The sequence below is a fragment of the Nonomuraea sp. NPDC048916 genome (genome assembly GCF_040649575.1).
Classification (GTDB): Bacteria; Actinomycetota; Actinomycetes; order Streptosporangiales; family Streptosporangiaceae; genus Nonomuraea.
Genome location: NZ_JBEZFS010000069.1, coordinates 1 through 14,341, shown reverse-complemented (window position 1 = coordinate 14,341; position 14,341 = coordinate 1). Strand labels below are relative to the sequence as shown.

The window sequence follows — 14,341 nt, the reverse complement described above, 5'->3', positions numbered from 1 at the left end:
CGCAACCACACAAGGTGAGGTGACTAGGCGAGCCTACGGGGGGTGGCGGCCGCCCTCCGGGGGGGCCGAGCATCGCAACCACACAAGGTGAGGTGACTAGGCGAGCCTACGGGGGGTGGCGGCCCCCCTCCGGGGGGGCCGAGCATCGCAACCACACAAGGTGAGGTGACTAGGCGAGCCTACGGGGGGTGGCGGCCCCCCTCCGGGGGGGCCGAGCATCGCAACCTGCCGGAAGACAGGACAACCCCCAACCGAACGGAGTGGCGGCCGCCCTCCGGGGGGGCCGAGCATCGCAACTGGCGTTGTGGTTCGTACGGGAGAGGGACCAAGCCCGAGTGGCGGCCGCCCTCCGGGGGGGCCGAGCATCGCAACCCTGTGATGTGCGTACGTCGCGGCCGGCCCCCGGTACGGTGGCGGCCGCCCTCCGGGGGGGGGCCGAGCATCGCAACGCCTTGCCGTATTTAGCCTCGGCGATCTCATAAAGTGGCGGCCGCCCTCCGGGGGGGCCGAGCATCGCAACGCCTTGCCGTATTTAGCCTCGGCGATCTCATAAAGTGGCGGCCGCCCTCCGGGGGGGCCGAGCATCGCAACGACCTTGCAGTAGTGCGACTGCTTCGCCCATTTGTGGTGGCGGCCGCCCTCCGGGGGGGCCGAGCATCGCAACACGTCCGACGCGCGCTCGACGTGCGGCCATAGGATCGTGGCGGCCGCCCTCCGGGGGGGGCCGAGCATCGCAACAGGTACAGGGCCTCGTGACGCTCCAACATGCCCACGGTGGCGGCCGCCCTCCGGGGGGCCGAGCATCGCAACGGGCGGGCATGGGCGAATCGGATTTTTCGGGCGCGGTGGCGGCCGCCCTCCGGGGGGGCCGAGCATCGCAACAACTCGACGGTGGCCAACGTCCTGGAGTACGGCACGGGTGGCGGCCGCCCTCCGGGGGGCCGAGCATCGCAACACCCGCCCTCCCCCGCTTGGCCGGCGGACTGAGAGTGGCGGCCGCCCTCCGTGGGGGCCGAGCATCGCAACCTCTCCCCATCACAGAAAGTAATCACGCTCAAGAGTGGCGGCCGCCCTCCGGGGGGCCGAGCATCGCAACCACGGAGAGTCCGACCCGAAGACGCTGGCTGCTGTGGGTGGCGGCCGCCCTCCGGGGGGGCCGAGCATCGCAACGCCACCGGCCAGCACCACGGCCTGGGCGTCGTCACCGGTGGCGGCCGCCCTCCGGGGGGGCCGAGCATCGCAACTCGTACTCCTCGCTGGTGGCGTACGCCATCCCGGCCCGTGGCGGCCGCCCTCCGGGGGGCCGAGCATCGCAACCTTTCGATCAGGGCCGGAAGCCCGCGTTGCGCGCGGCGTGGCGGCCGCCCTCCGGGGGGGCCGAGCATCGCAACGTGCTCACGGACGGCACGTGGCAGATGTGGGTGCGGGGTGGCGGCCGCCCTCCGGGGGGGCCGAGCATCGCAACAGCGGCACGGCCCTGACACCGACGTCGACCTCGAAAGGTGGCGGCCGCCCTCCGGGGCGGCCGAGCATCGCAACACCGTCGCAGTGGCGGCGGCTGTGTCCTCGCCGGGTGGCGGCCGCCCTCCGGGGCGGCCGAGCATCGCAACATCAGGACGTCGTAGAATTCGCCGCCTTCGAGAGCGTGGCGGCCGCCCTCCGGGGCGGCCGAGCATCGCAACTTGGGGACGTGGTCGATGGCGACGGCCGCGGCCCCGGGTGGCGGCCGCCCTCCGGGGCGGCCGAGCATCGCAACGCTCACGGCCTGGCCGCGGCGCTGCACTTCATCCTCGTGGCGGCCGCCCTCCGGGGCGGCCGAGCATCGCAACGTTCGCGCCATGCTCACCTACAGCTACCGCCACCCGGTGGCGGCCGCCCTCCGGGGCGGCCGAGCATCGCAACACCGTCGCAGTGGCGGCGGCTGTGTCCTCGCCGGGTGGCGGCCGCCCTCCGGGGCGGCCGAGCATCGCAACGCCGTAGCGGGACATCTCCGGCAGGACCATGCCGAGGTGGCGGGCGCCCTTCGGGGCGGCCGAGCATCGCAACATGATCACCTCTGGAGTAGGGCAGGGACACTACCAAGAGTCACGTCAAGCTGACCGCCGTTTAGCTTGACCCGACCCCCCTTCGAATCTGTTCGGTAACTATCTGTGCGGTTCCCGTGAGAATTGTCGGTGGCGCCATCTACAGTTCGGGTCTCGTTGGTTTCTCCGCAAAGGGGCGGGATGGCCAGAGATCTTTGGGCGCACAGTGCGCGTGATGGTGACGGGATTCGTCACGAGCTTGACGAGCATCTTCGTGGTACGGCGCGTCGAGCGGGGCAGTTCGCCGAGGTCTTCGGTGGGGAGGCGCTGGCGGCTCACTGTGGTCTCGTGCACGACGTGGGCAAGGGCACGTGTGAATGGCAGCAAGGGCTGATCAATGCTGAGGTGCATGGCGGTCGTGTCGGGGTGCCGCACAAGCATGCAGGTGCGTGGCTGCTCGATGAACAGCAGCTGGGCATCATGGCGGCCGTCGTGTTCGGCCATCATGGTGGGTTGCCGAGTGCCGCGCGCTTGGCTGAGGAGCTGAGGTACGCCGATACTGCTCCGCTCGTAGCCGAGGCCATCAAACGGGTAGAGGAGTTGGTTCCGGAGATCCGCCTGCCCAATCCGCTGGCTTTGCCTGGATGGCTGACGGATGGGAAACCGGTCGACCCGCACGATATGGATCTGCTGGTGCGAATGGTCTTCAGCACGGTAGTCGACGCCGATTTCCTCGATACCGAAGAGCACTTCGCAGCTGCGGCGCGGTGCCCGCATCCTGTCAGCGCCGCCCAGTTGGTCGAGAAGTTCGAGCAGGGTCGGGTCCAGTCGCTGGCAGAGGCCAAGCCCTCGCCGATCGACGGACTACGCGAGGGGGTGTACCAGCAGGCGGTGGCTGCGGCAGGCGGACCGCGAGGTGTCTACCGGCTTCCTGGGCCGACCGGGTCAGGCAAAACGTTCGCGATTGGCGGATTCGCTACCCATCACGCACGAGTTCACGGGTTGAAGCGGATCATCGTGGCTGTGCCGTACATGTCGATCACCGAGCAGAACGCCGATGTGTACCGCCGGCTACTGGATGGTGCGGACGGAGTTCCGGTGGTGCTGGAGCATCACAGCGGTATCGATCTGGACGGCGGTGGTGTCAGGACGCGCTGGCAGCGGCTGGCTGCGGAGAACTGGGACGCGCCGTTCGTAGTGACCACGACGATCCGGCTGTTTGAGTCGCTGTTCAGCAGTAAGCCAGCCGCAATGCGGCGGGTGCATCGCCTGGCCGGGGCGGTAATCGTGCTGGATGAAGTGCAGGCGCTGCCGGATCGACTGTTGATCCCGATCGTGTCGGCCTTGCGGTCCCTGGCCGAGCGGTTCGGCTCCACGGTGCTGCTGGCCTCAGCCACGCAGCCGCCATTCGAGTTGCTGAGCCCGTTGCGCGGCATGCCGATCACGGATGTGCTCGCTGAGCCGAAGCCGCTGTATCAGGCGCTCAACCGGGTGCGGTATGAGTGGCGGCTGGACCCCAAGCCGACTCTCGCTGACATCGCCGAAGAGGCCGCAGCTCAGCGGCAGGTTCTGGCAATCGTGAACACCACCAAAGACGCCCAGCGTATCCACGGCCTTCTTGAGGAGCATCGTCCGGCGCTGCACCTGTCCACCCGGATGGCGGCGGAACATCGGCGACGCACGCTGGGCGAGATCAAGCGGCTACTTGCCGATGATGAACCGGTCGCGGTGTGCAGTACTCAACTGGTGGAAGCCGGCGTCGACCTGGACTTTCCATACGGATTCCGTGCGTTTGCTCCGGCTGACTCGTTGCAGCAGGCGGCTGGCCGCATAAACCGTAGCGGCCGTCTGCCTTACGGCACAGTGATCATCTTTGATCCCGAAGACGGCAACGGGGGCGTCCAGGCGTTGTACGGCGCGGCGCTGGAGGCCACCCGGGATCGGTTCGGCCCTCACTGTGCTCCAGATGATCTGGACGCGCTGGATTCCTACTACCGGGCCCGCTTCGACTTTCACAACGTCGAACAGGCTGGCCAGGAGATCCAGCGCGAACGGCAGGTCCATGACTTTCCCCGGGTGGGCGAACTGTTTCGCATGATCGATGAGTGGACCGTTCCGGTGGTCACTCGATACGGCGATGAAGAGCCTCAATCCGAGGAAAGAAGCGGGGAGGTGGACCGCATCTTGGCGCACCTACGCGGCGGATACCCCGGCGCGGGCGCTCAGCTTCGCGCCTTGCGTCCCTATCTGGCCACCCTGCCGCGTGGCGCCGCGCGAAAGGCCGTCGAGGAAGGGCTGGCGGTGCCGGTCGTCGGCGACCTCATCGAATGGCTGGGCGACTATCACCCACGGCGAGGCATCGAGTTGGGTTCCCCTGACCCTAAGGAGCTGGTGTTTTGACCGACCCCCAAGCTCGTCATCCGTTGCCACCCCTGGTGGTGGAGGTGGACGGGCCGTACGCCTGCTTTACTCGGCCGGAGTTCAAGACTGAGCGGGTCAGTTACCCATTGATGACGCCCTCGGCAGCCTGCGGCGTGCTGGAGGCGATCTTTTGGCGACCGGAGTTCGACTATCGCATCGAGCAGATCGACGTGCTCAAGCCGATCTCGTGGATGTCGATCCGCCGCAACGAGGTCTCCTCCATGTTGTCGATGAGCTGGATCCGTGACGCCATGGCCGATACCTCGGTGCATTTCGACGCCGAGGCCGACCGCGACCAGCGCAACATGGTGTGCCTGCGTGACGTGGCCTACCGCATCCACGCCCAGGTACGGCTGCGCCCGCACGCCACCGACCCGGTCGCCAAGTACCGTGATCAGTTTCGCCGGCGGGTCGAGCGGGGGGCCTGCTTTTCCCAACCGTTCCTGGGAGTCCGGGAGTTCTCCGCGTCCTTTCAACGGCAGACCGATCGTATGCCGATCGAGTCTGACGAGAGCGTCGGCGTGATGTTGCACAGCATCGTCTACGGCAACTCCGGCGAGACCTATCGCTGGTTCGAAGCCGACCTGGACAACGGTGTGATGAAGGTTCCGGCGGCGGGCGTCGAGCTGCCTTCCACCAAGAAGGCCGGTCGCACCGGCGGGCGGCGGTGACGACATGCTGATCAAACAACTGGCCGCGCACGCTGAAGTTCGTGATGACCTGCCTCCGCCCTATTACCGGGTTCGGAGCGTCCGCTGGGCCATCGACCTGGACATCCTGGAAAGCGCTCAACTGATCGACCTGAGCAGCCCCGAGGCCAACGCGGGACAGCTTCTGGCCACGCCGTACGTGCAGCGCTCCGGGACGGGTTCACTGCCGTTCCTGCTGACCGACACCCTGCAATACGTGCTCGGCATTCCGAAAGACGACAGCGACAAGCAGGTCAAGGATGCGCAGCGGCGCAACACCGACTTCGTGAAGCTCATCCAAGGCTGGGCAGCGGACGAACCGCTGGCAGCGGCTGCGTTGCGCTTTTTCACAGACGGCGCCCACCTTCGGATATCGGTTCCCGAACATGCCAACTCGTCCGACGTTGTGGCCATCAGGACAAGGCAGGGGTGGCTGCACGGACTGCCTTCCGCAGTCACCGCATGGGGTCGCGTCGTCCGCGGACGTAAGAGCTCCTCCAACGGAACGGGCATCTGCCTGTCCTGCGGTAAAGAGGGCCCGCTCCTGGACACCATCCCCGAGCCGGTCAAACCGGGGGCGATCCCGGTCGCCGACGGGCGTGGCAGAGACGCGCAACTGGTGTCCATCAACAAGAGTGCTCAGGGGCGCGGCGGCCGCATCCAGCTCGCCAACACCCCGATCTGCGACACCTGCGGTAGCCGCTCCATGGGTGCGCTCAACGCGCTACTGGCCGACCCCCATCACCGTCACCGGGACCCGGACAGCGTCACAACCTGGTGGCTACGTGAGACTGCCCCGATCTCTCCGTTCGCTTCGGTCCGTAACGCCAGGCCGGAACAGGTCAAGGAGATCATCGACCAGGTGCGCTTGCCGAAGGGCCGACGGGCCTCCTGGCTTGAGCACAACCGGTTCTATGCCATCACCTTGTCGGCCAACCAGAGCCGGGTGGTGATCCGTGACTGGATCGACATCCCCCTGGTAGATGTGTGCCAGAACGTCGACACGTGGTTCACCGAGCACACCATGACCGACCTGTGGACCGATGGCGCCCAGCAGGTCGCGTCCTGGCGGATGGCCGCAAGCCTCGGGCGATACGACGGCAAGGGTTACGTGAAGGACAGCGGCCCCAAGGGCGCCGACCGTGACCTAGTGGCGGCCGCTCTGCGCTGCACTCGGTTGCCCGAGCATCTGCTTTCCCATCTCATCCAGCGCATCCGCGCCGACGGTCACGTTGACCTGGCCCGCGCCGCGCTGCTCCGGATCATTCTCGTACGCGCTCATACCGCCCTGAAGGAGATCTTGTTGGACGGCCTCAACCCGGACAATCGGCATCCCGGCTATGTCAGCGGGCGGTTGTTCGCCGTACTGGAAGACATCCAGCGCGCCGCGCTGGTCGAGATCAATACCACCATCGCCGACAAGTTCTTCGGCGCCGCGATGGGCAGGCCGCTGCCAGTCCTGACGATGCTGCGTAAGAACGCCACAGGCCACCTGCGGCGGCTGCGCCGTACCAACCGCGGCGCAGGGGTCGCGCTGGATCAGCGGTTGGAAGAGGTGCTGGCGAAGTTCCCCGACACCGGCATCCCCGCGCTACTCGACCTGCCCGGGCAAGGCATGTTCGTCCTGGGTTATCACCACCAGCGTGCCACCGATCGGGCGGCGGCACGTAAGGCCGCCGCGAGTAAGGCTGCTGCGGTCACCGAATCCGCCTGATACGGCCCCTGAAAGGACCCGCAGATGTCCGCTCATCTCGACCCCGCGCGCAAGCACGACTTCGCGTTCTTGTTCGACGTACGTGACGGCAACCCCAACGGCGACCCCGACTCCGGCGGCATGCCCCGCACCGATCCGGAGACCGGGCAGGGCCTGGTGACCGACGTCGCCATCAAACGCAAGATCCGCAACGTGGTGGCACTGCTCCAAGAGGGCGCTGCCGGCTACGACATCTACGTCGAAAGCGGTGTCGCGCTCAACGCCCAGCACGAGCGCGCCTATGCCGCCCTTGACCTCGACCCCAAGCAACGGCGTAAGTCCGAGGCCGAAGCCCAGCAGTGGATGTGCCAGACCTTCTTCGACGTACGCATGTTCGGCGCGGTCATGAGCACCGGTACCAAGCCCTGCGGGAGGGTTCAGGGGCCGATGCAGCTGACCTTCTCCCGCTCCATCAGCCCTGTCCTGCCCCAGGAGCACGGCATCACCCGCATCACCCAGACGCGCCAGGACGACATCGACAAGGGCGAGTCCACCGAGATGGGTAACAAGCACGCCATCCCCTACGGCCTTTACCTCGGCTATGGCCACTTCAGCGCCCCTCTGGCTCGCCGTACAGGCGTGCAAAGCCAGGACCTGGAGATCTTCTGGCGGGCATTGACGCTGATGTTCGACCACGATCGCGCCGCTAGCCGTGGAGAGATGGCCCTGCGCGGCCTGTACGTCTTCAGCCACGATGACGCCTTCGGCCGCGCTCCGGCCCATCAACTCCTGGAGCGTGTCCAGGCCAAACCGAACCCGGACGTGATTGCTCCCCGCTCCTTCATCGACTACACCGTCTCCATCGGCAATGACCTGCCTGAAGGAGTCGTTCTCGCGCACCTGGTCGGATGACCCCCACCCCGCAGCGGGCCGCCTCGCTCGGCGGCTCGCTCGTCCAGGTCACCCTGTCGGCACTGGAACACCACGCCTACTGCCCCCGCCAGGCGGGGTTGATCTTGTTAGAAGACGGATACGCGGACGATGCCGCCACCACCCGCGGCACACTCATGCACCAGCGCGTACACGAGCCCGGCAACGAGTCACGCGGTGCCGTCCGCACGCTCCGCGCGCTGCCCGTCTGGCACGATGCCCTGGCCTTGGTCGGCGTCTGCGACGTCGTTGAACTGCACCACGACGGCCGCATAATCCCTGTCGAACACAAGTCCGGCGGCTACACCCCCGGCGGGCCGGCCGACGTCCAGGTGGGCGGCCAGGCGATGTGCCTGGAGGCGATGTTCGGCAAAACGATCCCCACTGCCGCCATCTACTGCGGTGCGGACCGGCGCAGACACACCGTCAGCGTCAACGACGCCCTGCGCGAGCGCGTTGTCGACCTGGCAGACGCCGTCAGACACACAATCACCCAGATGACCCTGCCCACCGCACCCGCCGACCAACGCTGCCGGCGATGCTCCATGCGTGACATGTGCATGCCCCGACTGCTGGCACGCGCCAAAGTCTTCAACCAGACGGCCGCAGCCCTGTTCCTCCCTCAACCAGAAGCGACATGGGATGACTGAGCTCCTCAACACCCTCTACGTCCAAACCCAAGGCGCCAGCCTCCACCTGGACCACGACAGTCTCAAGGTGGTCGTCCCCGAAGCGCCCAAACGTGCCCTGCCACTACGCCGGTTGGACGGCATCGTCGTCTATGGCCACGTCACCGTGTCCGGAGAACTCCTCGCCCGCTGCGCCGACGACGGCCGCTCGATCGTCTGGATGAGCCTGTCCGGACGCTTCCTCGGCCGTGTCGACGGTCCCACCCGTGGAAACGTCCTGCTCCGCCACGCCCAGCACCTGGCTTATGCCGCCCCCGCGGCCCGCCTGGCGATCGCTCGCGGCTGCATCGCGGGCAAGCTTCACAACTCCCGCCAGGTCCTGCTACGCGCCGCACGTGACGCTCCCACCAGCAACCAGACCTTGCTGCGAGCCCTGGCCGAAGATCTCGAAGATCAGCTCATCCGCGCGCGAGACGCGGCAGACCTCGATGAGCTCATGGGCTGGGAAGGGCACGCCGCCCAGTTGCACTTTCAGGGCCTGGCCACGATCTTGCGCACCACGCCCGACTTCGCGTCCTTCACCTCCAGGACACGCCGCCCGCCCACCGACCCGGTCAACGCCCTGCTGTCCTTCCTCTACGGCCTGACCCGCGCACTTGTCCACGGTGCCGCTGAGCAAGTGGGCCTCGACCCCTACCTCGGTTTCCTCCACGGGCTACGCCCCGGCAAACCCGCCCTGGCCTTGGACTTGATGGAGGAGTTCCGCCCCATCCATGCTGATCGCCTCGCCCTCAACCTGCTCAACCGCAAGCAACTCCGTGCCGAGCACTTCGAAACTCTTCCAGGCGGCGCCGTCCAACTCACCGAGGACGGCCGACGCCTGGTGCTCACCGAGTGGCAGGCCTGGAAGACCAAAGAGTGGCCCCACAAACTGCTGGGCCGAAAGGTCTCCGCCTCACTGCTGCCAGTGATCCAAGCGCGCCTACTGGCCCGCCACATCCGGGGAGAACTACCCGCCTACGTCCCGTGGACGGTCAGCTAATGCAACTCCTGCTCACCTACGACGTCTCCACGACCACCCCACAAGGCAGACGCCGACTCCGCCAGGTGGCCAAACTTTGCGAAGGCTACGGACACCGAGTGCAGAAGTCGGTTTTCGAAATCACCTGCACCGACGCCGAACTCCTCACCCTCCTGGACGGAGCCACCCGCATCATTGACCCCGCCGACGACTCCATACGCGTCTACCGGCTCCCCGCTAACGGCTTCACAGCCGTCCACCGCCTCGGAACCGCCGAACCAGTACCCCACCACGACCCGCTCATCATGTGAGCTCCACTGATTTGGAACCTTAAGCTCGCATTCGACACGCCGGGCATACCTAATGAGGTATCGGTCCATATGTTCCTTGATAAGGCAATTCGAGAGCTCTTCTCAGTGCATCTGATAGGCATAACCGCTGATCAAATGCGGTGGCGGCCGCCCTCCGGGGCGGCTGAGCATCGCAACCGTACACATGGCGCGCGGCCACGTGTACGACCCTGGTGTGGCGGCCGCCCTCCGGGGCGGCTGAGCATCGCAACTGCGTCAGCTCGACGCTGACGCGGAGCCTCTTGCCGTGTGGCGGCCGCCCTCCGGGGCGGCTGAGCATCGCAACGAGGCTAGCCGACCAGGCAAACATCCAGGTCAAGAAGTGGCGGCCGCCCTCCGGGGCGGCTGAGCATCGCAACCCTGTGATGTGCGTACGTCGCGGTCGGCCCCCGGTAGTGGCGGCCGCCCTCCGGGGCGGCTGAGCATCGCAACATCGAGACCACGCAGGTAAAGACGCTTGTCGGTGCTAGTGGCGGCCGCCCTCCGGGGCGGCCGAGCATCGCAACACCTGGGCGGGCGTGGTGGTGCGGGGTTACCGGCGGTGGCGGCCGCCGCCGCGCTCGTTCCGCGAGCGCGGGGTGCCCATGCCCGATATCGCCCGCAAGGTCATCCCACTGGCATCGGCGCGGCATCCGTACCAAAACTGGGTGCGCTTGTAGCCATTTGGGCTGCTGGGTCAGCTCGTGGAAGGGCGTAGCCCGCTGGCGACGTTGGCACGGGTGAAGGCGTAGCGCCCAAGGAGGTTGATGTCCTCGTAGTAGGCCGCTGGCCAACTATGGAGAATTCCTCACGGCGCCCACTGATTAATCGGTTTGCGGGGCGTCGGCGGGTCGGACGAACGTGCCGACACCGCGAACTGAGTACGCGGTGCCCTCCTCGCGCAACCTGGTCAACACCTTCTGAGCGGTGTTCGGTGCGATGCCGAACTCCTCCACGAGTTGATGCTGTGACGGTAGCTGCGTGTCCGGAGGGTACGTGCCGTCCGCGATTCTGGCTTTGAGCACGTCAGCCACTTGGACCCACTTCGGTGCGTTTGTCCGCCACTCGATCATCACCTAATGACCGTATTCACCCACGCGCACCTATGGAAACTCACGCAGTACCCTGGAAGACCATGGTTAAGCATGGGTATCCCGGCTATCCTGCCGACATGGTCTTGAACCCCCCGGGGACCGCGGAGTCCCGCCCGTCGGTGACCAAAGACAGGCACGACGGCGACGACTCTTCCCAGGCGTCCGCCGTCGTGCTGCCGCGCGATGGGACTGCGCGGCAGCGGCGACACGACCCACCTGCCGCCCTTCCGGGTCGTGTCGCCGCACCTTTGAAGTGTCTTCAGCGGGTCTGGGTCAGCGCTCGCGAGGTGGCGCCCCGGCGTTGTGATCGGGCATGACTTCCATGGGGGACGCGTTGCGTGACCCTGGCCTGTGTGGGGCGCTCAGACGGTTCTATGACTTGCGCAGTCCCCTCGGCGACTGGCGAGCCAGACCGTTGCCCGAGCTGACAGCCGACGAGATCGCCTTTCGGCCTGCATCCGGAGTTGGCGGTTGTGACGCCTCCGGAACTCGCTTCCACCTGCACCTGGCTGCGCAGCCGCGCTGCGCAGCACAACACCGGGAGATCAACCAGCCATGATTTCCATGCTCGGCGGTCTGCCTGACGACCTGGACGGTGCGTTCAGGCGGTTCTACGTCTGGTGCGACGCTCAGGGTGTCTGGCGGGCAAGGCCACTGCCCAAGCTGACCCCCGATGAGGTCGCCTTCGGTGTCAGGCAGGAGCTGGAGGCCGAAACGCGGCTAGAGCTCGCCTTCGCGTGCACGTGGCAGCGCTGCCGCCGCAACGTCCATCGGTATCTGCAGGAGTACGCCGTTGCGAGGACGCACCGTGGCTCCTGACGTGCCCATCCCCCAGTGGGAGCCGCACGTGCGTCGGGACCGTATGCGGATCACGGAGACCTCATGCTGCGGGGCGTACGAGTGGGCCTGCCAGGGAGGGCAGTTCCTTATTCTGCGAGCCAAGCATCCCGAGGGCTACGAGGAGGCTGGCAGGGGGCTCTATCGACAGGCGCGTCTGGTCTGGGTTGGTCTCATTGCTCAGCACGAGGCGGAACATCGCACAGAGCTAGCCCGTGCTGCCGCTGGGCTCAAGCGTCGCAACCGCAGAACACGCGAAGGGCCTACGGCGTTATCGAGGCCGCGCGTCCGCCGTAGTGCTGCGTAGTGGCGTCTGAGAGGAACAGAACCGGCGCTCCGTGTTGCGTGGCGTTCAGTCGCCCCGCAACGAGCAAGCTGGCGTCGTGCCGCGTCCCCTGGCTCCATCGGGGGAAGAACTAGAAGAGGCGTGGGGCCGCGATGCCTCGCAGGTCCTCGCCCGTCCGCCCTACCCTGGAGACACTGTGCCTCGGCGAGGGAGCGCGATGAGCAAGGCGAAGGATGACCCCACCTACGTTCGGATAGCTGAGGACATCCGCAGCCGCATTCGCCAAGGCGATCCTCCCGCCGGCAACCTGCTGCCCTCCGAGGCCGTCCTTGCTCAGAGGTACGGCGTGGCGAGAGGAACGGTTCGTCAGGCAGTCGCCGAGCTGGAGCGCACAGGACTGGTGGCCAGCGAGGCAGGCCGCGGACGTCGCGTCGTTGGCGAAGGACCGCCAGGCGCCCGTCGTGGAGCCTCGACACAGTACGAGACGATCGCCGAGGCCCTTCGCAAGCGCATTGAGAGCGGCGAACTGGTTACCGGCCAGCAACTTCCTGGTGAGGCAGCAACGGCGGATGAGTTCGGCGTGTCGAAGGGAACCGCCCGCCAGGCGCTTCAACTACTGGCCTCTGAGCGGGTGATCGCTGCCGTTCACGGCAGAGGGTGGTTCGTGGGAGGGCCTGATCACGCGCGTACCCGTGCCGACGATATTGCCGATGAGCTGCGGCAGGAAGTAGCTGCCGGCCAGTTGGCCGTAGGTGCTGTGCTTCCCGGTGAGAACTTGCTGGCTCAAGAGCGGGGTGTCGGTCGTATCACCATCAGACGGGCTCTCGCGCTATTGGAAGCAGAAGGGGTAATCGAAAAGAGGACCGGACGAGGCCGCGTTGTCAAGTCGCAACCAAAGGGTTCTTCGTGACTGTATCCCAGCCGCCCGCAATTCCCTTTACCTCCAACGAAGCACAGGCGACCCTTCAAGAGGTATGTCAAGTTGCCGACCTCGCAAGCGAAGACGCTCGGCTCATACGTCTCGGCGAGAACGCTCTGTTTGTCTTGGCTGCCGAACGAGTCGTGGTGAGAATCGCCCGAAGCTTGGATGTTCTTGCCGACGCTCGCAAAGAGGTAGCTGTATCGGCCTGGCTCCATGAAGCAGGTCTCCCAGCGGCGAGAACGACAACTCATGAGCAACCCCTTATCGTTAGGGGAAAGCCCGTAACACTGTGGCACTTCATCGGAAACGATGGAGCCGTCGCAGATCTTATCGACCTGGCCGCAGTCCTTCGCTCCCTCCATCAGTTGCCGGTTCCTGCAGACCTGGCACTCCCAAAGCTCGATATCCTCGGGCGCGTCTCAGAACGCATCACCTCGACTGATGTCCTGTCGGACGAGGAACGCCAATTCCTGTTGGCGAGATATCAAGAGCTTCAGGCCGCCTACACTGCTCTGACCTTCCCTCTTACCTCATGCGCTGTTCACGGCGACGCGCATTCCGACAACCTCATCAAAGCCACTGACGGCACCATAGTTCTCATTGACTTGGAGCGTTTCGCGTTCGGACCGCCTGAAACCGATCTCGCCGTCACAGCCCTCGAACACTCGCTAGGCTGGGGTACTCGCGCCGAATATGATCAGTTCGCCGAACGGTACGGATTCGATGTCTTGGCCTGGGAGGGCTACCCCGTGCTCAGGGACATCAACGAGTTGAAGATGACGACCTGGCTGATGCAGAACGTCAACGAAGATGAGGCCATCGCGCGAGAGTTCCGCAGTCGCCTTTTCTGTCTCCAGAATCCGGAGGCGCCTCGACGGTGGCGACCCTTCTAAGGGTCCAGCGAAGGATACTTCTCAGCGATAAGGGTTTTGAATGCTTGCACCGAATCTTCGCACTCGTACCCGGCGAGATCGGCGTTGAGATCTCGGATGTATCGCAGGTAGCGCTCAGATTTAAGTGATCCAGCGAGGTTGACCGCTTCGAAGGCAACCAGTGCGGCCTTACCAGGTTCGCCCATGTGGACGTGGCTGGCCGCCTGGACCAGGCGGTCAAAGGCGAGTGTCCGGACGTACATCGGGTCGCAGAGATCGACGGCTTGGCCCACGAATTCCATTGCCTGAGACGGAAGCCTGAGGTCGCGGTAGCAGTGTGCTCCCTCACTGGCCAGCTCCGCCGCGTCGAAGTAGCGGGACCATGGAGGATCGTCTTCAACGTTGCGCTTACTGAAGATTTTCTCGGCCTCAAGCAGTGCGCGTGCACACTGAACGTTTTCCAACCTCCTGGACGCGTGCCCTGATCACAGCATGATCGCGATGCTGATGTTCGGCAGGTGGCGCAAAGAAGCTCCTGGTAGACGGGTTGATCACCACAACCATCACCGTCGCAACCAGGAGCTTCAGGTGCTG

12 protein-coding genes and 2 CRISPR repeat arrays are annotated in these 14,341 nt (G+C 65.8%); of the genes, 10 read left to right on the top strand and 2 right to left on the bottom strand.

Annotation, left to right across the window (positions count from 1 at the left end):
• Nucleotides 1-42 precede the first annotated feature (42 nt).
• Nucleotides 43-2,046: a CRISPR direct-repeat array (repeat unit 20 nt; unit sequence GTGGCGGCCGCCCTCCGGGG).
• 179 nt (nucleotides 2,047-2,225) lie between these two features.
• From AB0C16_RS38740 to cas2, 7 genes are read left to right on the top strand one after another with little or no spacing between them, the layout of a single operon-like run.
• Entirely contained in the window at nucleotides 2,226-4,424 is a 2,199-nt protein-coding gene (locus AB0C16_RS38740) for a CRISPR-associated endonuclease Cas3'' (protein ID WP_357690905.1), read from the top strand.
• Nucleotides 4,421-5,116, top strand: coding sequence for a type I-C CRISPR-associated protein Cas5c (gene cas5c / locus AB0C16_RS38735; protein WP_357690903.1), 696 nt, complete (start codon nucleotides 4,421-4,423; stop codon nucleotides 5,114-5,116). Before AB0C16_RS38740 ends, cas5c begins: the two co-directional genes overlap by 4 nt.
• A gap of 4 nt (nucleotides 5,117-5,120) precedes the next feature.
• A complete protein-coding gene (gene cas8c, locus AB0C16_RS38730) occupies nucleotides 5,121-6,848 on the top strand; it encodes a type I-C CRISPR-associated protein Cas8c/Csd1 (RefSeq protein WP_357690901.1) in 1,728 nt (575 codons plus the stop codon).
• 24 nt (nucleotides 6,849-6,872) lie between these two features.
• Nucleotides 6,873-7,739 (top strand): type I-C CRISPR-associated protein Cas7/Csd2, encoded by an 867-nt coding sequence (gene cas7c / locus AB0C16_RS38725; protein WP_357690899.1) that lies wholly within the window; start codon nucleotides 6,873-6,875, stop codon nucleotides 7,737-7,739.
• Nucleotides 7,736-8,407, top strand: a complete 672-nt coding sequence (cas4, locus tag AB0C16_RS38720; RefSeq protein ID WP_357690897.1) for a CRISPR-associated protein Cas4 — start codon at nucleotides 7,736-7,738, stop codon at nucleotides 8,405-8,407. Before cas7c ends, cas4 begins: the two co-directional genes overlap by 4 nt.
• Complete coding sequence (gene cas1c / locus AB0C16_RS38715) at nucleotides 8,400-9,428, top strand: type I-C CRISPR-associated endonuclease Cas1c (RefSeq protein WP_357690895.1); 1,029 nt, start codon at nucleotides 8,400-8,402, stop codon at nucleotides 9,426-9,428. Before cas4 ends, cas1c begins: the two co-directional genes overlap by 8 nt.
• Nucleotides 9,428-9,718, top strand: a complete 291-nt coding sequence (gene cas2 / locus AB0C16_RS38710; protein WP_357690893.1) for a CRISPR-associated endonuclease Cas2 — start codon at nucleotides 9,428-9,430, stop codon at nucleotides 9,716-9,718. Before cas1c ends, cas2 begins: the two co-directional genes overlap by 1 nt.
• 140 nt (nucleotides 9,719-9,858) lie before the next feature.
• Nucleotides 9,859-10,322: a CRISPR direct-repeat array (repeat unit 24 nt; unit sequence GTGGCGGCCGCCCTCCGGGGCGGC).
• A 238-nt stretch (nucleotides 10,323-10,560) separates the two neighbouring features.
• Here cas2 and AB0C16_RS38705 read toward each other — a convergent pair.
• Nucleotides 10,561-10,809 (bottom strand): winged helix-turn-helix domain-containing protein, encoded by a 249-nt coding sequence (locus AB0C16_RS38705; protein ID WP_357690907.1) that lies wholly within the window; start codon nucleotides 10,807-10,809, stop codon nucleotides 10,561-10,563.
• A gap of 576 nt (nucleotides 10,810-11,385) precedes the next feature.
• On the opposite strand from AB0C16_RS38705, the gene AB0C16_RS38700 reads away from it, so the two are divergent.
• The 3 genes from AB0C16_RS38700 to AB0C16_RS38690 all read left to right on the top strand — a co-directional run bounded on the left by AB0C16_RS38700 (nucleotide 11,386) and on the right by AB0C16_RS38690 (nucleotide 13,768).
• Nucleotides 11,386-11,649: a hypothetical protein gene (locus tag AB0C16_RS38700; protein ID WP_357690891.1), complete on the top strand. Its 264-nt coding sequence runs from the start codon at nucleotides 11,386-11,388 to the stop codon at nucleotides 11,647-11,649.
• Between the two features lie 521 nt (nucleotides 11,650-12,170).
• Nucleotides 12,171-12,863, top strand: a complete 693-nt coding sequence (locus tag AB0C16_RS38695) for a GntR family transcriptional regulator (RefSeq protein WP_357690889.1) — start codon at nucleotides 12,171-12,173, stop codon at nucleotides 12,861-12,863.
• Nucleotides 12,860-13,768, top strand: coding sequence for an aminoglycoside phosphotransferase family protein (locus AB0C16_RS38690; protein WP_357690887.1), 909 nt, complete (start codon nucleotides 12,860-12,862; stop codon nucleotides 13,766-13,768). The genes AB0C16_RS38695 and AB0C16_RS38690 overlap by 4 nt, the downstream gene beginning before the upstream one ends.
• Here AB0C16_RS38690 and AB0C16_RS38685 read toward each other — a convergent pair.
• Entirely contained in the window at nucleotides 13,765-14,211 is a 447-nt protein-coding gene (locus AB0C16_RS38685; RefSeq protein ID WP_357690885.1) for a hypothetical protein, read from the bottom strand. The two genes, AB0C16_RS38690 and AB0C16_RS38685, sit on opposite strands and share 4 nt — an antisense overlap.
• Between the last annotated feature and the right edge of the window lie 130 nt (nucleotides 14,212-14,341).

Excerpts from the sequence above, each read along its gene's own strand:
- cas2 (WP_357690893.1), top strand. The coding sequence starts at position 9,428 with ATGCAACTCCTGCTCACCTACGACGTCTCCACGACCACCCCACAAGGC.
- AB0C16_RS38705 (WP_357690907.1), bottom strand. The coding sequence starts at position 10,809 with ATGATCGAGTGGCGGACAAACGCACCGAAGTGGGTCCAAGTGGCTGAC.
- cas8c (WP_357690901.1), top strand. The coding sequence starts at position 5,121 with ATGCTGATCAAACAACTGGCCGCGCACGCTGAAGTTCGTGATGACCTG.
- AB0C16_RS38700 (WP_357690891.1), top strand. The coding sequence starts at position 11,386 with ATGATTTCCATGCTCGGCGGTCTGCCTGACGACCTGGACGGTGCGTTC.
- AB0C16_RS38740 (WP_357690905.1), top strand. The coding sequence starts at position 2,226 with ATGGCCAGAGATCTTTGGGCGCACAGTGCGCGTGATGGTGACGGGATT.
- cas1c (WP_357690895.1), top strand. The coding sequence starts at position 8,400 with ATGACTGAGCTCCTCAACACCCTCTACGTCCAAACCCAAGGCGCCAGC.
- cas7c (WP_357690899.1), top strand. The coding sequence starts at position 6,873 with ATGTCCGCTCATCTCGACCCCGCGCGCAAGCACGACTTCGCGTTCTTG.
- AB0C16_RS38695 (WP_357690889.1), top strand. The coding sequence starts at position 12,171 with ATGAGCAAGGCGAAGGATGACCCCACCTACGTTCGGATAGCTGAGGAC.
- cas4 (WP_357690897.1), top strand. The coding sequence starts at position 7,736 with ATGACCCCCACCCCGCAGCGGGCCGCCTCGCTCGGCGGCTCGCTCGTC.